This is a genomic window from Nocardiopsis tropica (assembly GCF_042660575.1).
Lineage (GTDB): Bacteria > Actinomycetota > Actinomycetes > Streptosporangiales > Streptosporangiaceae > Nocardiopsis > Nocardiopsis tropica.
On record NZ_JBHSUF010000024.1, the window covers coordinates 104,487 to 124,035 of the forward strand.

Genomic DNA, 19,549 nt, shown 5'->3' on the forward strand with positions numbered 1-19,549 from the left:
GTCAGCTCAGCTCGTTGACGACGGTGTAGTCGGCGTCGAGGACGAGGACGCGTCCGCCGCCGTCGGCGACCGTGGCCAGGTACTCGTCCTCCGGGTGCGACCCCATGGGCGCGTACACCATCACGTCGGCGTCGCGGAGGAGCCCGCCCGTCGAGGCGTCCCACACGCTTCCCCGGTCGTCGTCCCAGCCGAAGGAGCCCGCGAGGACCCGCTCGCCGTCCGAGGAGTAGCCGATGCCGGTGACGGACTCGTGGCTCGCGTCCGGTTCGGCGAGGGGGCGGACGACCCCGCCGGTGCCGAGGTCGACGATGTCGACCCGCCTCGCGCCGCTCTGGAGGGCCATGGTCCGCCCGTCGGGCGCGAGGGCGAACGCGTAGTGGTCCCCGCCCTCGAACAGGTGGAGCCGCTCGCCGGTCGCGGGGTCCCACACGGCCACCCCGACGTAGGCGTCGAACCCCTCCTCCATGACCGTGCCGACGAGCAGGGAGTCGTCGGCGGTGTAGCTCAGGTCGGTGAGGACCCCTCCGGCGGGGAACTCCACGCCGGGCGTCCCCTCCGCCACGTCCCAGATCTGGACGACCCGCTCCTCGCGGGGGTCGCCGTTCTCGGCGGCGAGCACCGCCACCCGGGACCCGTCGGAGGAGAGGGCGGGCATGTCGTAGAACCCGCGGCCGCCGTTGTCCTGGCCGAACCGGTTGACCTCGTCGCCGCTGCCGCCGTCCCACACGCGGATCTGGTCGCTGTAGGCGCCGGCGACGTGGTCGTCGGGCCCGATGTCCGCCGCGGACGGGGCGGGCTCGAACACGTCGACGGGTTCCCCGGCCTGCCAGTCCCACCTGGACAGGGACGTGCCGAACACGTACAGGGACTCGCCGTCCACGGAGAAGTCGACCTCGTAGATCCACCCCTCCAGGTCGACCTCCGGCGCGCCCTGGGCGGAGGGGGAGGCGGAGGGGCCGGGCGGGGCCGGGGGACCGCCCCCGGCCGCCTCCCGCGGGTCCCCGCCTCCCGGCAGCGCGGTGAGCGCGAGGGCCGCCCCTCCCGCGACGACCAGCGCGGACGCCGCCGCGAGGACCGCGGCGCGGCGGCGGAACCGCGGCTCCCCCCGCGGTGCCCCCTCCTGTGGTTCACGCCCGGGGGGCGGGTGCCCCGTGCCGTCGGCCCCGGCGCCGCCGCGCGGCGGCGCCGGGGCCCCGCCCCCCAGGTCCACGGTGGTGCGCCCGGCCTCCTCCGCCCTCCGGACCTCGCCCTCTCGGGCGTCGATCTGCTCCGTCACGGGGGCGGGAAGCCAGCCGTGCTCGGCCGACGGAAGGGGCAGCGCGGACAGTTCTCCCCGGACCTCCGCGGCGTCGGGCCGTCCGGCGGGGTCCTTGGCGAAGCAGCGGGCCAGCACGTCGCGCAGGGGGCCCTCGGGGACCGCACCCAGGGCGGGCTCGTCGGCCATGATCCGGCGCAGGGAGTCGACCGGGCGCCCGGAGCCGAACGGGGGCTCCGCCGAGGCGGCGAAGACCACCGCGCCCGCCAGGGAGAAGAGGTCGCTGAGCTGGGAGACGCCGTGCCCCGTGATCTGCTCGGGCGAGGTGTAGGCGGGTGTGCCGAAGGTCTGCCCGGTGCGGGTGAGCACCGTGCCCTCGACGGCGCGGGCGATGCCGAAGTCGATGACCTGCGGGCCGCGCGGGGACAGCAGGATGTTGCCCGGCTTCAGGTCGCGGTGCATCAGCCCCGCCTCGTGGACCGTCTCCAGGGCCCGGGCGAGCCCGAGGGCCAGAACCAGCAGCGAGGGGCCGGGGAAGGGGCCGTTCGCGCTCACGGCCTCCTTCAGCGTGGGGCCGGGCACGTACTCGGTGGCCATCCACGGGACGTCGGCGTCCGTGTCGGCGTCGGTCACGGCCGGGGTGAAGGGGCCGCGCACCCGCCGGGCGGCGCGGACCTCCCGCGCGAACCGGTCCCGGAACCCGGTGTCGTGGGCCAGGTCCTCCTTGACCACCTTGAGCGCGCGCAGGTGGCCGTCCGGGGTGCGCGCCAGGTACACCCTGCCCATGCCGCCCGCGCCGATGCGGGAGAGGAGCCTGTGGCGGCCGATGTGCCGGGGGTCGTCGGAGGCGAGGGGCTGCACGGCGGGTACGCGTTCCTCACTGCGTCAGGGCACCGGCGCGGGGGCGGTCGCGCGGGGTCGGGGCGGTGCTCGGGAGGGTTCCTCCGCCAATGTAGCGGTTCGTGGGCGGCCCGCCCGGACGAGTGACCGGTTGCGGCCCGCCCGGGTCAGTCGCCGATCACCCCGAGCAGCGACAGGTCGGTGTCGTAGACGGCCAGGTCGCCGGTGTCCGCTCGCAGCCCGGCGAGCCGCGACCCGTCCGGGGACAGGACGAGCGGGAACAGCCGGGGCAGGTCCGGGCCGAGCCGGGCGCTGGCCGCGTCGCCGTAGTCCCACGCCATCGTGCTGCCCGACCCGGCGCCCGGGGCCAGCATGGCGGCGAAGACCCGGCCGCTCGCCTCGCTGTAGGCGACGTCGACCAGGAAGTGGTCCTCGTCGTCGGGCACGAACTCGCGCAGGACCCGTTCGTTCTGCGGCTCGACCAGCAGGACGCGGTCCGAGCGGATGAGCAGGACGCCCGAGCCGTCCGGGAGGATGTCGAAGGCGTCCGCGCCCACCCGCGCGCGCTCGTCGACCAGGCCCAGCCGGTCGAGCCCCCCGGCCCCCGTGCGCCACACCGCGACGCCCCCGCCCACCTCGCCGCCCGCCACGGTGGTGCCGTCGGGCGAGTACTGGATCGCGCCGAGGCTCCCGGAACCCGGCAGGGCGGCCGTCAGCTTCCAGCGCTCCGTCTCGTAGAGGTGCAGGAACCGCGCCCCGGGGTCGCTCCGCACGCCCACGGCCAGCGAGGAGCCGTCGGGGCTGAAGGCGACGGACCGGACGGCCTGCTCCGGTCCGACGTTCCACGCCCTGCCCGTGGACAGGTCGGTGACGGCGGTCCCGTGGAGGGTGCCGTAGGCGAGCAGGCAGCCGTCCGGGCTGAACGCGGCCGGGGTGGGGGGCACCGTGGCCTCCTCGTTGTCGATCCGGGCCAGGGGCCGCGACCCCTCCCAGTCCCACAGGGTCACGCGGTCGACCTGGGAGACGGCCAGGACGGTGCCGTCGGGGGAGAACGAGAGTTCGAGGGGCACGTCCGGGGGGAACATGACCTGCGGCGGGCCGGTGAGGGCGAGGTTCCCGGCCAGGCTTCCGGACGCGGAGCAGTCGCGGGCGGCGCCGGTCTCCCCGGCCGCCTCCCACGCCGGGGCCGCGACGGCGAACAGGCCCGCGCCCGCGAGGAGGACCGCCACGCCCAGGAGGGCCGCGACGCGCAGCGCGGCCCTGCCCCGCCGCCGGGGAGGGGTGCGTGCGGGGGGCGCCGGCCGGGCGCCCGGAGCGAGCGCGGCCCAGGGATCGGGGGCCGGGGGGCCGCCGGCCCGGGGGCCGACCGCGGAGCGGTAGGACTCCTCGGCCGCGGCGACCGCGGCGCGGGCCCGAGGCGGCAGCCACGGGGCGGTCGGGGGCTCCTCGGGGAGCGGCCCGCCGAGGTGGTCGAGGACCTCCTGCGCGGTCGGCCGGTTCTCGGGGAGCTTGTCCAGGCACGCGGCCACGAGCGGGCGCAGGGGGCCCGGGACCCCGTCCAGGGAGGGCGGCTCGCGCAGGACCCGGTACAGCAGGGTCGAGGGATGCCCCTCCCCGAAGGGGTCGGCCCCCGTGGTCGCGAACAGCAGGGCTCCGCCGAGGGAGAACAGGTCGCCGGCGGCGGCGGCCCCGCCGCCGGAGAGGAGTTCGGGCGCCGTGTAGGCGGCGGAGCCGACGCCCTCGCCGGGGCGGGTGAGCCGGGCCTCGTCCACGGCCCTGGCGACGCCGAAGTCGATGAGCCGGGGGCCGTGCGCGTCCACCAGGACGGTCGAGGGAGTGAGGCCCCGGTGCACGGCGCCCGCGCCGTGGGCCGTGTCCAGGGCCTCGGCAATCCCCCGGGCGAGGACGGCCGCCGCCGCCGGGGGGAGGGGCCCGGTGCGTTCCACCAGCTCGCGCAGCGTGGGGCCGGGGACGTACGCGGTGGCGGTCCAGGGGACGGGGGCGGACAGGTCGTGGCCGAGGAGGGGCGGGGCGAAGCGGCCGACCGTCCGGTGGGCGAGGGCGGCCTCGCGGGCGAAGCGGGCACGGAAGTCCAGGTCGACGGCGTACGCGGCGCGGACGACCGTGACGGCGGCGGGGCGCCCGTGCGGGTCCGCGCCCAGGTACACGCGGCCCATGCCGCAGGAGCCGAGGTGGGCGATGAGGCGGAACTCCCCGAGCTGTGTGGGCTCGTCGGGGTTGAGGGGGCGCATGGGTCCTCTGGGGGGCCAGGGGCGGAGGACGCCTCGGGGCCCGCCAGGACGGCCCGGTGCGTCTGCCGGAGGTTTCTCAGGAGTCACCGTAACCCGAGAAGATCGCTGATAGAGCACGATTCCGACCGGTTCACGGAGGGTGTGTGCCCTTATGTCACCCTTTGGTGGTTCGGATCCGAAGATCTGTTGTGCCCGACTTCGCCGCGAAACCCGGTGAACGCGCGCGCCCGCCCCCGACGCCCGGAAAAGGGACCGCCCGGGACCCCGCCGGAGACGGGCCCCAAAGGGCGGCCCCGGGGAGCCGCGTGCGCCGCGCGGCCCCCGGCACACGCCCTACGGGCGGGAGGCGGTGGCCCCGGACCAGATGTTGACGTCGGAGTCCACGGCCCACTCGTCGATGCGCCGCAGCTCCTCGTCGCTGAACCCGGGGGAGTCCAGCGCGGCGAGGTTCTGTTCGAGCTGCTCCACGCTCGACGCCCCGATGAGCGCGGTCGTCACCGTGCGCGGCCCCTGGTCCCGCAGCACCCAGGAGATCGCCATCTGGGCGAGCGTCTGGCCGCGCTCCGAGGCGATGGCGTCCAGGGCGCGCGCCCGCTCCAGGACCTCCTCGGACAGCATGTTGTCGCGCCAGCTCGGGCGGCCCACGCCCGCGCGGGAGTCCGGTGGCACCTCGCCGCCGAGGTAGCGCGGGGTCAGCACGCCCTGGGCCAGCGGCGAGAACGCCACCACGCCCATGCCCTCGTCGGCCGCCGCCTCCAGCAGGCCGCCCTCCACCCACCGGTTGAGCATCGAGTACGAAGGCTGGTGCACGGTCAGCGGGGTGCCCAGCTCCCGCATGATGCGGGCGGCCTCCCTGGTCGCGGCGGGGCCGTACGACGAGATGCCGGCGTACAGCGCCCGGCCGGACACCACGGCGTGGTGGAGGGCACCCATGGTCTCCTCCAGCGGCGTGTCCGGGTCGGGCCGGTGGCTGTAGAAGACGTCCACGTGGTCGAGGCCCATCCTGGCCAGGGACCGGTCCAGCGACGAGAGCAGGTACTTGCGCGACCCGCCCCGCTGGTGGGGGCCGGGGCCCATGACCCACCCGGCCTTCGTGGTGATGACCAGTTCGTCCCGGTAGGGGGCGAAGTCCTCGGCCAGGGCGCGGCCGAGGTTCTCCTCGGCGGCCCCGGGCGGCGGTCCGTAGTTGTTCGCGAGGTCGAAGTGGAACACGCCGAGATCGAACGCCCTGCGCAGGATGCGGCGCTGGTTCTCCTGGTCGCGGTCCGCGCCGAAGTTCTGCCACAGGCCCAGCGACAGGCGGGGCAGGTGCAGCCCGCTGTCACCGCTCCTGCGGTACTCCGTCGTCTCGTACCGATCCTCGCTCGCCACGTAGGTGCCCACGGACCGCCTTCCCCTCGTCGGATGACCGACCGGCAGACTAACCCGCCCGGCGGTCCGCCCGAGGGGGCGGGGGGCCGACACGCCTAGGCGTCGACGGTGAGCTCGCCCATGCGGTCCCAGCCCTCGCCCTCCACGGAGCGGCTGACGATGAGCGGGGTCTCGGCGAGCAGCGGCTTCATGCGGGCCAGGCCCTCGCGGAAGTGGTCGCTGTTGACGTGGGCCTCGCCCGTGCCGTCCCGGAACGCCTCGACCAAGACGAACTCGTCGTCGCGCTCGACGCTGCGGGACCACTCGAACCACAGGTTCCCGGGCTCGGCCCGGGTGGCGGCGGTGAAGTCGGCGACCTCGTCGAGGAAGCGGTCGACGGCCTCCGGCCTGACCCTGTACTTGACGACGATCAGGATCATGGTTCCCGGTCTCCTCACTGTGCTCGGTTCACTGCGCGGGGGGACACGTCGTGTCCCCCCGTCCCAGTCTTCCAGAGCACCGCGGGTGCGGAGCGCACGGTTGACCGGGGCCGGGCGGCGGTGGAGCGGGGAGAGGAGGCGCGGTGTCAGGCGGCGACCGGCTGGCGTGCGGCGCCGAAACCGTGGCTGTAGACGGGCTCGGGGCCCCGGGCGAAGGGGTTGAGGAGCTCGGCGGCGCCGACCGGGTCGCTCGCGGGATGGGAGACCGTGCCGCCGTGGAACAGGTCGTTCCAGAAGAAGCGCCCGTCGCGACACCAGACGTTGACGTCGCGCTGGACCGACATGACGGCCATGTCGGTGGTGCCCGACCAGTAGAACTGGCGCTGGGTGGCTGAGACGAGTTCGCCCAGGAGCGCCGTGATCGCGCGCTCGGCGCAGAAGGCGTGGCGGGGCTTGTGCTTGATTCGTCTGGCGAGAGCCGACTTCGCCCGGGAGGCCCGGGGATTGTTCAGGCGCCAGTGACTCAAGGTCGTCTCCAGTGGGTCTCGGTTGCCGCGGTGCTGACCGTGTGCTCGGTGCGGCCACAGTCGCCGCGGTTCGAGGGTTTCCGCCCGTCCTGGGACCTTGGCGGGTTCCCTCCACAAAGTTGGTGAGGTGTGAACGGTGTCGTTACCTCGTAGTTATTCTTTGCGCTCCGGATGCTAGCAGCAACTCACCCCTTGCAGTCGAGGCTTCTGCGAGTGACCAATGTCACAATTAACGAAACCGTATCGACTGGGCAAAACCGAGAACCTGCTGGTCAGATGGGTTTTTCTGTACCTTTGTTCGATTGGCGCGGGTCGAATAAAGGCCTCTGAGTCCCGTCCTGGCTGTCGTGAGTCTCACCCGTTTTGGCAACTCCTGGCGTGCTTCTGGTGACTCGTGGTGACTTCTTGCTGGTTACGCGTTCTTGACTCTGCCAAGCGCGGGTCTTGCCGATGCCGGGTCCGGCGGCGCACACGGGCGTCGGCCGGTTTTGCGCACCCTGTCACCCCGGTGTAAGGGATGGTCCGGTCTCTGGAGGACACTGAAGAGGTCGTACAAAACGGAGAGAAGTCGTCCAGTGACACAGACCCAGACATCCGGTGACCGGACTACCCCGGACGGGAGCACCGTGCCCGCCGAACCCGCGGGCGGCGCCCGCGCGTGGATCGTGTGGGCGGTCGCCGTCGCCGGGTACTTCCTGGCGATGCTGCACCGCAACGGCCTCGGTGTCGCGGCCCTGGAGGCCCAGGCCCGGTTCGACGTCGGCCCGGCGCTGCTGTCCCTGCTGCCGATGCTCCAACTCCTGGTGTACGTCCTCCTCCAGGTTCCGGCGGGCCTCCTCGCCGACCGGCTCGGCCCCCGCTACACGCTCGCCATGGGCATGGTGGCGATGGTGGTCGGTTCCTGCCTGTTCGCGCTCGCGCCCGGGATCGAGACCGCGGTCGCCGGACGGTTCCTCATCGGCCTCGGCGACGCCCTCGTCTTCCTCAACGTCATCCGGCTGGCCGCCCTGTGGTTCCCGCGTGCGCGCTACGCCCTCGTCAGCGGCCTCACCGGCGTGGTCGGCGGCATCGGCCAGGTGGCGAGCGCGGCGCCCCTCGCGTGGGCCCTCGGGCAGGTCGGCTGGGTGGCCGCCTTCCTCTCCACCACGGCCCTGACCGCGCTGATGGCGCTCCTCGTGCTGCTGGTCGTGCGCGACCGCCCCGCCGACGCGGCCGGGCGGTCCACCGTGGCCGACCCGATCTCCGTGTGGGAGGCGCTCAAGGAGGCCCTTCGCGCGCGCGGCCCGCTCATCGGCATGGCGCACCACGCGGCCGTGATGGCGCCCTTCACGATGATGATGGTGCTGTGGGGCTACCCGTATCTCGTGAACGGGCTGGGTCTGGCCGAGGGCACCGCGGCGCTGACCCTGACCGGTCTGGCGGCGGGAGGCCTGTGGGTGGCCCCGTTCGTCGGCCTCCTGGTCGGCCGGCACCCCCGGGCGCGCCGGTGGCTGGCCCTGACCCTGGGGGCGGTGCTGAGCGCGGGCTGGGTGCTGCTGGTCGTGTGGCCCGGGGGAGCGCCCGTCGCGGCCGGGCTGACGGTGATGGCGGTGAGCGCGGTGGGCCAGACCCTCGCGCCGACGATCTCCTTCGACTTCGCCCGCGACGGCATTCCCGCCAGCCGCACCGGTGTCGCCTCCGGCCTGGTCAACATGAGCGGCTTCACGACCGCGGTGCTGTGCACGGTCGCCGCCGGTGCGATCCTCCAGGCGCTTCCGGACGAGCCGGAGTCCTACCAGATCGCGTTCGTGCCGATGTGCGTGACGACGGTCGCCGCGACCGCGGTGCTGTACTTCTTCGTGCTGTCCCGCCCCCGGGCGTAGGCCCCGGGGCCCGCGGGGAGGCCGGGTCGGAAGGGGTGCGTGCCCGAAGGCCCACGGCTCCTCTTCTCCCCTTACTCCTCGCGCGCGTGCGCACGCGCGCGAGGAGGACGGCGCCCATGGCGGCCCTTACGGACCCGCGCTCGTGCGCGGGAGAGGCCGCCCCGCGCCGGGGCGGCTCCCCTCGGGTCCCGTGCCTCGGGCAGGGTCCGGGCACGGCCCCCGCGCGTCCCCGGCCCCTGCCCTCGGACACGGACCTCAGGCGCGGGCCTGCGCCGTCTCGCCCATCTCGGCGCGGAGCCGGTCCAGCACCCCGGACAGGAGCCGGGAGACGTGCATCTGGGAGCAGCCCATCCGGTCGGCGATCTCGGTCTGGGTGTGGTCGCAGAAGAAGCGCAGGCCCAGGAGCCGGCGGTCGCGCTCGGGAAGGCGGGCGAGGGCCGGCTTGAGGCTCTCGCGCTGGTCCACCAGTTCCAGGCCGTGGTCCTCGCTGCCCAGGTGGTCCTCCAGGCGCATGGGCTCCTCCTCGGCGCCGGAGGTGTCCGGGGCCTCCAGGGACAGGCACTGGTAGGCGTTGGACGCCTGGATGAGCTGCTGCACCTCCTCCTCCGACATGTCCATCCTCTCGGCCAGCTCCGCGGTCGTGGGCGTGCGCGCGTGCTCCTGCTGGAAGTCGGAGGACACTCTGCGCAGCTTGCTGCGCTCCTCCTGCTGGGTCCGGGTGACACGCATTGCCCAGGTGTGGTCGCGGAAGTGGCGCTTGACCTCTCCGGTGACCGTGGGGACCAGGTAGGCGACGAACGGCTTGCCGTAGGAGGGGTCGTAGCCGCGCATGGCCTTGGTGAAGCCGACCATGGCGGCCTGGTACAGGTCCTCCAGCGGCTCGCCGCGACCCTGGTAGCGGCGTGCGATCTTCTTGGCCAGGGGCTGGTGGAGCAGTACGACGCGCTCTCGGAGCCTGTCCGCGCGGGGGTCGCCCTCGCCCAGGCGCCTCGCCGCGACCAGCAGCTCCTCGGCGGAGGCGTTCTCGCCGGGGGTGCGCGTGCGGGGGCGGGAGAGCGGGCGGGTCCGCTTGCGGGCGGTTCGGGGCGTCTTCGGGGTGGTGGCGGTGTTCGGCAAGAGAGCTCCCGGTGGTCTGGTGGGTCCGGACAGAACGCCGGTGGCGTCGACTGGGAATTCAGTGCGGGCGGGTGGGTGGAAGGGTTGGAGGAAGAACTTCGTGGACCTTCTTCCTTCCCTCATGACAGTGCTTAAAAGTGCGGACAGGAATTTTTTACCCCTCCCCTGGTAGGGGCCGGTGAAGTCACGCTCCGTGTTTTCTTCCGGTGCTCGGAGGGGTGCTTTTCGTGGCGTGGCGCACACTGACCCCCTGCTCCGGGGTGGTGGTGCTCGGCGCTTCCCGTCGAGGGGAAGTGTTTCGGTTTTCGAGGGAAGCGCTTTTTTATGCCGTTCTGACAATGGCTTGGGTAGCGGTGTGAAGGTTGTCGTCCGCGCCCGTTCCCGCTTTTACGTCGTTCTTATCCGCACTGTCGGGACGGAGTGCCCGTTCCGCGGAAGGCCTTTTCCTGTTTCGGTCCGAGGGGGTGCCCCGAGACGCCCCGACGGCGGCTGCCCTCCCCCGGGGGAAAGGGCCGGGACGCAGGGGTGCGGGCGGCCACCGGCCCTGCCTCCGGTCCGGTCGGGCGGTGCCGGTGTCCGGCCTCCCGGGGCCCCCCGGAGGGCCGTGCCCGGGCGCCACACACGGCGCCCTCCCCGGCACGTGCCGGGGAGGGCGCCGACAACCCGGGTCCGGGCCGTCAGCCCGCGCGCCAGGTGCCGTCCTGGAGCGCCCCTCCCGCCTGGGGACCCATGAGCGAGAGCCCCCCGTCCACGAAGAGCGAGGCCCCGGTGACGTAGGACGACCCCCGCCCGGCGAGGAAGGCCACGGCGTCCGCCACCTCGTCGGCGTGGCCGGGGCGGGAGATCGGGTAGCCGCCGCGCGTGTCCAGGCCCGGCGGCTCCTCGTGCTGTCCGGTCATGGGCGTGGCGATCTCGCCCGGAGCCACCGCGTTCACGGTGATGCCGTACAGCCCCAGTTCGAGGGCGAGCACCCGGGTCAGGAGTTTGAGGCCGCCCTTGGCGGCGCAGTAGGCCCCGGCGTTCACCCGGGGGAACTCCTCGTGCACGCTGGTGATGTTGACGATGCGCCCGCCGCGTCCCGCGTCGCGCATGTGGGTCGCCGCGATCCTGGAGCAGAGGAACGGGCCGTCCAGGTCGACGGCCAGGACCTCGCGCCAGCGCTCGTAGTCCGTCTCCAGGAGCGGTTCGTCCGACCCGGTCCCGGCATTGTTGACCAGGACCCCGACGCCCCCGAGTTCCCCGACCAGCTCGGCGACGGCCTCGGACCCGCCCACCGGGTCGGAGAGGTCGTGCCTGCGCACCACCGCCCGGCGTCCGGTCTCCCCGATCTCGGACTCCGTCCGGCGGATGCCCTCCTCGTCCGAGTGGTACGTGATGCCGAGGTCGAAGCCCTCGCGCGCCAGGCGGACCGCCGTCGACCGCCCGATCCCGCTGTCCGCGCCGGTCACCACCGCCACCCGGTCGTAGCCGTCGAACTCGCGCACCCCGTCCACGCGGGCGTCGTCACGTCGTTGCTCCATGGCTGCGCACCCCCCTTGTTCCCTGCGCCCGGCCGGGCGCACGCACTCGGGGTCCCGGCTACCCGGTGGGTGCTTCCGTACACGTGCGTCCGGGCGGCGCGGTGGGCCGGGTTCCCGTCGGAAAACGGGTTGACCGCGCCCGCCGGTCCCGTGGTGTCATGGCCTGTGACGAACATCGAAGGCCTGCTCGCGGCCTATGACGAGCAGTTGCGCGGCGCCCCCGCGGACCTCCCCGACGGGGTGACGGTGGAGCGGGACGGACCGGTGACGCGGTTGGTGGGACAGCGCCGGGGGCTCGTCACCGCGCCGCCCGACCTGGACGTGCGCGGGGACGAACTGGACCGGCTGATCGCCCGGCAGCGGGAGCGCTTCGCGGCGCGCGGCGAGGCGGTGGAGTGGAAGACCCACGGGCACGACCGGCCGGAGGACCTCCCCGACCGCCTCCGCGCCGCCGGGTTCGCGCCCGAGGAGAGGGAGACCGTGCTGATCGGCCGCACCGACGTGGTCTCCGCCCCGGCCCCGCCCGAGGGGGTCGCCCTCCGCCGGATCGGTGAACCGGACGACATGCGCCGTGTCGCCGACATGGAGTCGCGCGTGTGGGGCGGCGACTGGAGCTGGCTGGGCGAGGACCTGATCGCCCGGACCGCCGCGGACCCGGACGGTATCGCCGTCCTCGTGGCCGAGGCCGGCGGGGAGGTGGTGTCGGCCGCGTGGCTGGTGTTCCTGAGGGGTACCGAGTTCGCCGGGCTCTGGGGCGGCTCGACCCTGCCCTCGTGGCGGGGGAAGGGGATCTACCGGTCCCTGGTGGCCGCCCGCGCGCACATCGCCGCGGCACGCGGTGTCCGCTACCTCCGGGTCGACGCCACCGACGCCAGCGCGCCCGTCCTGCGCCGCCTGGGTTTCGAGGGGGTGACCACCACGACCCCGTACGTCTGGTCCCCGGCCTGAGCCGCGGGGGCCGCCCGCCCCCGTCCGGGGACGGGACCCGCGCACACGGAACGGGCGGGGCGGCCCCGGAAGGCCGCCCCGCCCGTCGCGGGTCCGGTTCGCCCTAGAAGGCGGACTCGGGAACGTCCATCAGGTCGAGGTCGACGCCCTCGGCCACGCGCAGCTCGGCGGCGATGCGCGGCAGGAACTGCTCGGCGAAGAAGCGCGCGGCGGCGATCTTGCCGGTGTAGAAGTCCTTGTCCGCCTCGCCGGCGCCGTCGATGTTGTTCAGGGCCACCTCGGCCTGGCGCAGCAGCAGCCAGGCGAGGACGACGTCGCCGAACGACATCAGCAGGCGGGTGGAGTTCAGGCCCACCTTGTACAGCTCGCGCGGGTTCTCGGCGGAGCCCATCGCGTGGCCGACCATGAGCTCGACGAGCTTCTCGACGTTGCCGAGGCTCTCCAGGAGCAGCTTGCGCTCCTCCTTGAGGCGGCCGTTGCCGGCCTCGCTCTCGGCGAAGGCCCTGATCTCGCCCGAGAGGGCGCCCAGCGCCTGGCCGCCGTTCTTCACGATCTTGCGGAAGAAGAAGTCCTGGGCCTGGATCGCCGTCGTGCCCTCGTAGAGGGTGTCGATCTTGGCGTCCCGGATGTACTGCTCGATCGGGTACTCCTGCAGGAACCCGGAGCCGCCCAGGGTCTGGAGGGACTCGGCGAGCAGCGCGTAGGAGCGCTCGGAACCCACGCCCTTGACGATCGGCAGGAGGAGGTCGTTCATGGCCTCCAGCTCCGTGACGTCCTCGCCCCTGGAGTGCGCGATCTGGATCTCGTCCTGCTGCGTGGCGGTGAGCAGGACCAGGGCGCGCATCGCCTCCACGTAGGACTTCTGCGTCATGAGGCTGCGACGCACGTCCGGGTGGTGGGTGATGGTGACCTTGGGGGAGTTCTTCGACCCGGCGAGGTCGTTGCCCTGCACGCGCTCCTTGGCGTACTCCAGGGCGTTCAGGTAGCCGGTGGAGAGGGTGGCGATGGCCTTCGTGCCGACCATCATCCGCGCGTACTCGATGACGAGGAACATCTGGCGGATGCCGTCGTGCTTGTCGCCGACGAGGTAGCCGATGGCGGGGTGCTTGTCGCCGAAGGTCAGCTCGCACGTGGTGGAGGCCTTGAGGCCCATCTTGTGCTCGACGTTGGTCACGTAGGCGCCGTTGCGCTCGCCGAGGGAGCCGTCCTCGTTGACCAGGAACTTGGGGACCAGGTACAGGGACAGGCCCTTGGTGCCGGGGCCCGCGCCCTCGGGGCGGGCGAGCACCAGGTGGAAGATGTTCTCGGACATGTCGTGCTCGGCCGAGGTGATGAAGCGCTTGACGCCCTCGATGTGCCAGGTGCCGTCGCCCTGGTCCACGGCCTTGGTGCGGCCGGCGCCGACGTCCGACCCCGCGTCGGGCTCGGTCAGCACCATGGTGGCGCCCCAGCCGCGCTCGATCGCGAGCCTCGCGAACTCCTTCTGCTTCTCGTTGCCCTCGGAGAAGAGGATGCTCGCGAAGCCGGGGCCGGCGGAGTACATGTGGACGGAGGGGTTGGCGCCGAGCACGAGCTCCGCGGCGGACCAGACCAGGGAGCGGGGGGCGCCGAGGCCGCCCAGCTCCTGGGGGAGGTCGAGGTTGTACCAGCCGGCGTCCATGTAGGCCTGGTAGGACTTCTTCAGGCTCTCGGGGACGGCGACGGTGTTCGTCTTGGGGTCGAACACCGGCGGGTTGCGGTCCGCGTCCTCGAACGACTCGGCGATGACGCCGGTGGCGAGGCGGTCGACCTCGGCCAGGATGGTGCGCGCGGTCTCCTCGTCGAGCTCCTCGAAGGGGCCCTCGCCCAGTACGTCCTGGCGCCTGAAGACCTCGAAGAGGTTGAACTCGATGTCGCGCAGGTTGCTCTTGTAATGCGTCATGGACAGCTCCGCTGTGTCCTGGCCGCGGTGTCTGTACACGCGGATCTACCGACTAGTAACAAGACAATGTTACTACCGAGTAGACCCCTATGCCAGTAGCGCGAGGGAGTTGTGGCCCGCGAGACACCCAGAAGTGGCGGAACGCGGGGTCCCCGGGAGCGGAGGGCCCCGGCGCGGCGCCGCGGGGCCGCCCCCGTCCGGGGTACCGAACCCGCGTGCCCGGCCGTTCGCCCCGGGGCGCGCCCCGGACAGGCGAGTCCGCCCGCCGCGAGCCGTCGGCGGCCGCGGAGCCCACCGTTTACGTGCAGGGGGCCCGGGTAGTGGGGCAGGCACGTTTCCGCCGCCGGGAGGAGCAGCGATGCCGTCGAGGGACAGGATCGCCGAACCGTGGGGGTCGCGGACCCCGTACGGGCCGGGGCAGGAGTGGCCGGTCAGGGTGGACGGCCACCTGGCCGAGGGCGTCACGCCCGACCAGGTGGAGCGCTGGGTGCAGTCCGCCACCGTCCTGCACTCGAACGGCGACGCGCTGGACATCGCGGTCCGGGGCGATCGCGTCGTCGGGGTGCGCGGCAGGGCGGCCGACCGGGTCAACCGCGGGCGGCTCGGCCCCAAGGACCTCTTCGGGTGGCAGGCCGGCAATGCGGAGGACCGGCTCAAGCGGCCCCTGGTCAGACGGGACGGCGAGCTGGTCGAGACCGACTGGGACACCGCCATGGGGGCGGTCGTGCGGCGCAGCCGGGAACTGCTCGACGAGCAGGGGGCCGGTGCGCTGGCCTTCTACACCAGCGGCCAGCTGTTCCTGGAGGAGTACTACACGCTCGCGGCCGTCGCCCACGGCGCGATCGGCACCAACCACGTGGACGGCAACACCCGGCTGTGCACGGCGACGGCGGCGGAGTCGCTCAAGGAGTCGTTCGGCTCCGACGGCCAGCCCGGCTCCTACGCCGACGTCGACCACGCCGACGTCATCGCCCTCTACGGCCACAACATGGCCGAGACGCAGACGGTCCTGTGGTCCCGGGTGCTCGACCGGCTCGCCGGCCCCCGCCCGCCCTCCCTCCTGTGCGTCGACCCCCGGACGACCCCCGTGGCGCGGGAGGCCGACCTGCACCTCGCGCCGCGTCCGGGGACCAACCTCGCGCTCATGAACGGCATCCTCCACGAGCTCGTCCGCCTGGACCGGGTCGACCACGGCTACGTCGACGCCCACACGGTCGGCTACGAGGAGCTCGTCGAGAGGGTGGCCGAGTACCCGCCCGAGTACGTCGCCGACGTCTGCGGCGTCCCCGCCGGGGACGTGCGGGAGGCGGCGCGGATGCTGGGCGACGCGGAGCGCCTGCTGTCGACGGTGCTCCAGGGCTTCTACCAGTCGCACCAGGCGACCGCCGCGTCCGTGCAGGTCAACAACGTGCATCTGATCCGGGGGATGCTCGGCAGGCCCGGCGCCGGCGTGCTCCAGATGAACGGGCAGCCCACGGCGGAGAACACGCGGGAGTGCGGCGCCGACGGCGACCTCACGGGCTTTCGCAACTGGAGCAACGACGCCCACGTCGCCGACCTCGCCGCGGTGTGGAACCTCGACCCCGCGAGGATCCCGCACTACGCGCCGCCCACCCACGCGATGCAGATCATGCGCTACGCGGAGAAGGGCTCCGTGCGCTTCCTGTGGGTCAGCGCCACCAACCCGGCGGTGTCGCTCCCCGAGCTGCGGCGGATCCGGTCCCTGCTCGCGGGGCAGGACCTGTTCCTGGTGGTGCAGGACATCTTCATGACCGAGACGGCCGAGCTCGCCGACGTGGTGCTCCCCGCGGCGACCTGGGGCGAGAAGACGGGCACGCTCACCAACAGCGACCGCACCGTCCACCTGTCCGAGAAGGCCGTCGACCCGCCCGGCGAGGCCCGGCCCGACCTGGACGTCTTCCTCGACTACGCGCGCAGGATGGACTTCCGCGACAGGGACGGGGAGCCGTTCCCGCAGTGGCACGACCCCGAGTCGGCCTTCGAGGCGTGGAAGCGGGCCAGCGCCGGGCGGCCGTGCGACTACACGGGCATCACCTACGCGAAGCTGCGCGGCGGGAGCGGCGTCCAGTGGCCCTGCAACGCCGACAACCCGGACGGGACCGAGCGGCTCTACGCCGACGGACGGTTCTGGGCCGCGCCCGACCAGTGCGAGAGCTACGGACGGGACCTGGTCACCGGAGCTCCGGCGGACGCGACCGGGTACGCCGCGATGAACCCCTCCGGGCGTGCGGTCATCAGGGCGGCCGAGTACCTGGAGCCCCACGAGGCGCCGGACGGGGAGTACCCCTTCTCCCTTGTCACCGGCCGCACGCTCTACCAGTTCCACACCCGTACCAAGACCGGGCGCGTCCCGCAGCTGCGGCGTGCGGCCCCCGAGGTCTGGGTGGAGGTGGCCCCCTCCGACGCGGAGGACGCGGGGGTCCGCGAGGGGGACCTGGTGGAGGTGGTCTCGCCGCGCGGAGCGGTCCGGGCGCGGGCGCGCATCGCGGGGATCCGCCCTGGCGTGCTGTTCGTCCCCTTCCACTACGGCTACTGGGACTCGGAGGACCGCGGCGGGGGAGAGGACGTCCCGAAGGACCGGGCGGCCAACGAGATGACCGTCACCGACTGGGATCCGGTGTCCAAGCAGCCCCTCTTCAAGACCTCGGCGGCGGGGCTGCGGCTCCTGGAGCCCGGCGGCGGGACGCCTGCGCCCGCGCCGACGACGACCGCGTCCCGGCCCGTCGGCGAGGGGGTGCCCGAGACCCGGGGCGGACCGGGGGCGATGGCGGAGGAACGGGTGGAGGGCGGTTCGTGATGGGAATGGCGATCGCGCTGCGGGAACTGCACCGTTCGGAGGGCCACCTGCTCCACCAGCTCCTCGCCCTGGGCGAACGCCACCGGGACGAACCCGAGATCCACCACGTGGCCGGAGACCTCGCCACGTGGTCGCGGGAGCACGTGCGGGAGCTCGCCGCGACCGGCCCCCGCTACGGCCTGGAGCCGGAGGACCTGTCGGAGGGCGGCCCGGAGCCGCTCGGCGGGACGCGCGAGGACCCGGGGGAGCCGCTGGACACCCGTTCGGATCCGGATCTCCTGCTGCTGGCCGACCTGAGGAGGCTGTACCGCATGGCCGCGGGGGTGTCGGTGGACTGGGAGCTCCTCGGCCAGGGCGCCCAGGCGCTCGCCGACACCGAGCTGCTCGCGCTCACCCGGCGGTGCCACCCGCAGACGGTGCGGCAGATGAACTGGGCGGACGGCATGCTCAAGGCCCTCTCCCCGCAGGTCCTGTCCGGCTGAGGCGCGGGCCCGTCCCGTGCCGCGCTCCGGGGACGCGGCCGGGAGCGGCGGTCAGAAGTCCGTGGAGGACTCCGCCGGCGCCGTCGAGGGGCCGCCGGCCGCACGGATGCTCCGCACGTGGACCAGTCGGCTGAGCCGGATGACGGGGCGGATCAGCAGTTCGACGCTGCCGAGCAGGAAGCACCACGTCCCGACCGTCATCCAGGCCGGGAGGAAGAACATGATGCTGCCCGTGATGAACCACAGCGCGATGAGCGTGTCGTTCGCGATGCTCAGCGCCTCGTACCGGCGGCGGACGACCAGTTCCTCGCGGCCGATGTGGACGACCAGGGGCCGTCCCCGCTGTGACCCGGGCATGGTGGTCTCCCTTCCTCTCGTCGGACCGGTCGGCCCGGGCCCAGGTCGGCCAGGACCGCGGCGGCGACGAGCCCGGCCGCTCCCGCTCCCACGACGACGTCGCAGGTCCTCGGCAGACCGGTCACCCGGCCAGCGTAGGCCCGAGCCCCGGCGCCGTCCCGGACGTCGACCGGTGAGCCGCGGAAGCGCCCCCGGGGGGATCCCGTCCACCGGAGCCCCTGACCTCCGCACGGAACGCCGGAAACCGGCTGAGGACACGGAAAGGGCGGCACCCCTGGAGGAGTGCCGCCCCGGCGGGCCCGGTCGCCCGCTCTCCCGGGTTCCGGAGATCAGACCTGGTACTCGGTGATCACCTCGGCGAGGCCGTTCACGATCACGACCTCGGCGTAGACGAAGGTTCCCTCCGCAAGGGCGGTTTCGAGCTCGTCGAAGGGGCACGACACGTTTCCGTGACCGTCCTCGTGGAGGCCCTCCTCGCCGGGGCAGACGTAGATCCCGCCGACGTGCGACGTGGTCTCGTCGACGTAGAACGCCTGGTTGCCGACGAGGTACTCGTACGGGGCCAGGTAGGTGACCTCGCCCGTCAGGGTCGTGTTCACCCCTTCGTTCGAGGAGTCCCCGCCCGCGGAACCGTTGTCGGGGCTCTCCGGGGCGTCGGGATCCCCGTGGCCGTCCGTCTGGTACTCGGAGATCGACTCGGCGAACCCGTCCACGATCGCGACCTCGGCGAGAACGACGGTTCCCCCCTGAAGGGCGGCGTCGAGCTCCTCGTAGGAGCACTCCACGATCCCGTAACCGCCCTCGTCGACGCCGTCCTCGGCGGGGCAGACGCTGATCCCGCCGAGGACCTGCGTGGTCTCGTCGACGTGGAACGCCTGGTTCTCGACAAGGTACTCGTTCGGGGACAGGTACGTGACCTCGCCAGCCAAGGTCGCGGTCACCCCTTCCGCGCCGTTGTCCTCGGCGCTCTGGGCCTCCGCGTCGAACGCCTCCGCGTCGACCGCGTCCGGGCTGAAGCAGCCGGTCGCGCCGAGGGTGATCAGGCCGGCGGTGAGAAGGGCCAGGAGGGAGGAGCGGGTGCTGCGGCTCATCATGTTCGTTTCTTTCGGGGAGCAGGTGCGAGGAACGTTCACGCCGGGGTTCGAGAGCTTTGGTCTGCCGCTTCAGCGGTTTTGCCGGGGCTTCCCGAAACGCTTGGCGAAGGTAAGGGAGGGAGTTACAGGGGCATGGGAACCGCGCCCGCCCTGATAACTCCTTGAATGTATCACCGAATTCCGCATTCCCGTGTTTCGGAGAGCCCTTGTTTCGCGTCGGGTGCGAGTGGTCCGCGATGCGGGTCGGGTTGCGGTGAGGGGCGGGTCGCGGTGTGGGGCCTGGCGGCGAAGAACCCGGGAGGTCGAACGCGGCTTCCCTCATAAGGCCAGTTCAGGCCCTGTGTGGGTTTCGTGGATGGATCACTTTTCGCGTGTCCGATCGGTCACGGTGCGTTTAACCGAGAAAAGTTCTGACAAGAACCGACCAATGTTTCGAGATATGGGGAAGGGATCTGATTGGGCGGTGCAGGTTTTCCTTATTTGTTACTGTGAGTCAGATCACTCTTGTTTTGTATTGGTGCTTTCCGTCTTACCCTTTTGTGGGAAGGGGCGCTTTAGACGGCTGTGCCGGCCGTGGGGTTCTCGCGTTCCGCGGTTTTTCGGGGCCTGTCGGGCGGCCCCGTGCGGGTCGGTCGCCGGTGGGCGCCGTGCTCGGATCGTCGCCGGACCGGGCGCCCGCCACGCGCTCGTATCCTCGGACCTGGACGATCACCGGCGGCGGCCGGCTCCGGCGGCCCGGCCCGTCCGCGGGCGCCGCCGGAGCCGGC

The 19,549-nt window shown here is 72.8% G+C and carries 14 protein-coding genes; 4 read left to right on the plus strand and 10 right to left on the minus strand.

Annotated elements, in window-relative coordinates:
* Nucleotide 1: 1 nt before the first annotated feature.
* The 5 genes from ACFQBR_RS29295 to ACFQBR_RS29315 all read right to left on the minus strand — a co-directional run bounded on the left by ACFQBR_RS29295 (nt 2) and on the right by ACFQBR_RS29315 (nt 6,664).
* Entirely contained in the window at nt 2-2,116 is a 2,115-nt protein-coding gene (locus ACFQBR_RS29295; protein WP_344186131.1) for a WD40 repeat domain-containing serine/threonine protein kinase, read from the minus strand.
* 146 nt (nt 2,117-2,262) lie between these two features.
* Nucleotides 2,263-4,347: a WD40 repeat domain-containing serine/threonine protein kinase gene (locus ACFQBR_RS29300; protein ID WP_378554905.1), complete on the minus strand. Its 2,085-nt coding sequence runs from the start codon at nt 4,345-4,347 to the stop codon at nt 2,263-2,265.
* A gap of 333 nt (nt 4,348-4,680) precedes the next feature.
* Nucleotides 4,681-5,730: an aldo/keto reductase gene (locus tag ACFQBR_RS29305; protein WP_267947622.1), complete on the minus strand. Its 1,050-nt coding sequence runs from the start codon at nt 5,728-5,730 to the stop codon at nt 4,681-4,683.
* Nucleotides 5,731-5,813: 83 nt separating this feature from the next.
* Nucleotides 5,814-6,137: a putative quinol monooxygenase gene (locus tag ACFQBR_RS29310; protein ID WP_267947623.1), complete on the minus strand. Its 324-nt coding sequence runs from the start codon at nt 6,135-6,137 to the stop codon at nt 5,814-5,816.
* Nucleotides 6,138-6,283: 146 nt separating this feature from the next.
* A complete protein-coding gene (locus ACFQBR_RS29315) occupies nt 6,284-6,664 on the minus strand; it encodes a hypothetical protein (protein ID WP_267947624.1) in 381 nt (126 codons plus the stop codon).
* Nucleotides 6,665-7,290: 626 nt separating this feature from the next.
* Here ACFQBR_RS29315 and ACFQBR_RS29320 point away from each other — a divergent pair.
* Nucleotides 7,291-8,526 carry an MFS transporter gene (locus tag ACFQBR_RS29320; protein WP_267947625.1) on the plus strand — a complete coding sequence of 412 codons (1,236 nt, stop codon included), beginning with the start codon at nt 7,291-7,293 and terminating at the stop codon, nt 8,524-8,526.
* A gap of 255 nt (nt 8,527-8,781) precedes the next feature.
* On the opposite strand, the gene ACFQBR_RS29325 is transcribed toward ACFQBR_RS29320, so the two are convergent.
* Both ACFQBR_RS29325 and ACFQBR_RS29330 read right to left on the minus strand, forming a co-directional pair.
* Nucleotides 8,782-9,642: a SigB/SigF/SigG family RNA polymerase sigma factor gene (locus ACFQBR_RS29325; protein WP_344182871.1), complete on the minus strand. Its 861-nt coding sequence runs from the start codon at nt 9,640-9,642 to the stop codon at nt 8,782-8,784.
* 677 nt (nt 9,643-10,319) lie between these two features.
* The gene (locus ACFQBR_RS29330; RefSeq protein ID WP_344182874.1) at nt 10,320-11,162 is read right to left on the minus strand and encodes an SDR family oxidoreductase; all 843 of its coding nucleotides are present in this window, start codon (nt 11,160-11,162) and stop codon (nt 10,320-10,322) included.
* A 165-nt stretch (nt 11,163-11,327) separates the two neighbouring features.
* Here ACFQBR_RS29330 and ACFQBR_RS29335 point away from each other — a divergent pair, with 165 nt between their 5' ends.
* Complete coding sequence (locus ACFQBR_RS29335) at nt 11,328-12,110, plus strand: GNAT family N-acetyltransferase (RefSeq protein ID WP_344182877.1); 783 nt, start codon at nt 11,328-11,330, stop codon at nt 12,108-12,110.
* A 103-nt stretch (nt 12,111-12,213) separates the two neighbouring features.
* On the opposite strand, the gene ACFQBR_RS29340 is transcribed toward ACFQBR_RS29335, so the two are convergent.
* Nucleotides 12,214-14,031, minus strand: coding sequence for an acyl-CoA dehydrogenase (locus tag ACFQBR_RS29340; protein ID WP_344182879.1), 1,818 nt, complete (start codon nt 14,029-14,031; stop codon nt 12,214-12,216).
* A gap of 358 nt (nt 14,032-14,389) precedes the next feature.
* Here ACFQBR_RS29340 and ACFQBR_RS29345 point away from each other — a divergent pair, with 358 nt between their 5' ends.
* A complete protein-coding gene (locus ACFQBR_RS29345; protein WP_344182881.1) occupies nt 14,390-16,849 on the plus strand; it encodes a molybdopterin oxidoreductase family protein in 2,460 nt (819 codons plus the stop codon).
* On the plus strand, nt 16,849-17,331 hold the full coding sequence (locus ACFQBR_RS29350; protein WP_344182883.1) for a hypothetical protein: 483 nt from the start codon (nt 16,849-16,851) through the stop codon (nt 17,329-17,331). The genes ACFQBR_RS29345 and ACFQBR_RS29350 overlap by 1 nt, the downstream gene beginning before the upstream one ends.
* Before the next feature lie 51 nt (nt 17,332-17,382).
* On the opposite strand, the gene ACFQBR_RS29355 is transcribed toward ACFQBR_RS29350, so the two are convergent.
* Together ACFQBR_RS29355 and ACFQBR_RS29360 are read right to left on the minus strand one after the other, a co-directional pair.
* Nucleotides 17,383-17,688 (minus strand): YrhK family protein, encoded by a 306-nt coding sequence (locus ACFQBR_RS29355; RefSeq protein WP_267947634.1) that lies wholly within the window; start codon nt 17,686-17,688, stop codon nt 17,383-17,385.
* Nucleotides 17,689-18,017: 329 nt separating this feature from the next.
* Complete coding sequence (locus ACFQBR_RS29360; RefSeq protein ID WP_378554906.1) at nt 18,018-18,779, minus strand: hypothetical protein; 762 nt, start codon at nt 18,777-18,779, stop codon at nt 18,018-18,020.
* Between the last annotated feature and the right edge of the window lie 770 nt (nt 18,780-19,549).

Excerpts from the sequence above, each read along its gene's own strand:
- ACFQBR_RS29355 (WP_267947634.1), bottom strand. The coding sequence starts at position 17,688 with ATGCCCGGGTCACAGCGGGGACGGCCCCTGGTCGTCCACATCGGCCGC.
- ACFQBR_RS29300 (WP_378554905.1), bottom strand. The coding sequence starts at position 4,347 with ATGCGCCCCCTCAACCCCGACGAGCCCACACAGCTCGGGGAGTTCCGC.
- ACFQBR_RS29330 (WP_344182874.1), bottom strand. The coding sequence starts at position 11,162 with ATGGAGCAACGACGTGACGACGCCCGCGTGGACGGGGTGCGCGAGTTC.
- ACFQBR_RS29345 (WP_344182881.1), top strand. The coding sequence starts at position 14,390 with ATGCCGTCGAGGGACAGGATCGCCGAACCGTGGGGGTCGCGGACCCCG.
- ACFQBR_RS29350 (WP_344182883.1), top strand. The coding sequence starts at position 16,849 with ATGGGAATGGCGATCGCGCTGCGGGAACTGCACCGTTCGGAGGGCCAC.
- ACFQBR_RS29340 (WP_344182879.1), bottom strand. The coding sequence starts at position 14,031 with ATGACGCATTACAAGAGCAACCTGCGCGACATCGAGTTCAACCTCTTC.
- ACFQBR_RS29360 (WP_378554906.1), bottom strand. The coding sequence starts at position 18,779 with ATGAGCCGCAGCACCCGCTCCTCCCTCCTGGCCCTTCTCACCGCCGGC.
- ACFQBR_RS29310 (WP_267947623.1), bottom strand. The coding sequence starts at position 6,137 with ATGATCCTGATCGTCGTCAAGTACAGGGTCAGGCCGGAGGCCGTCGAC.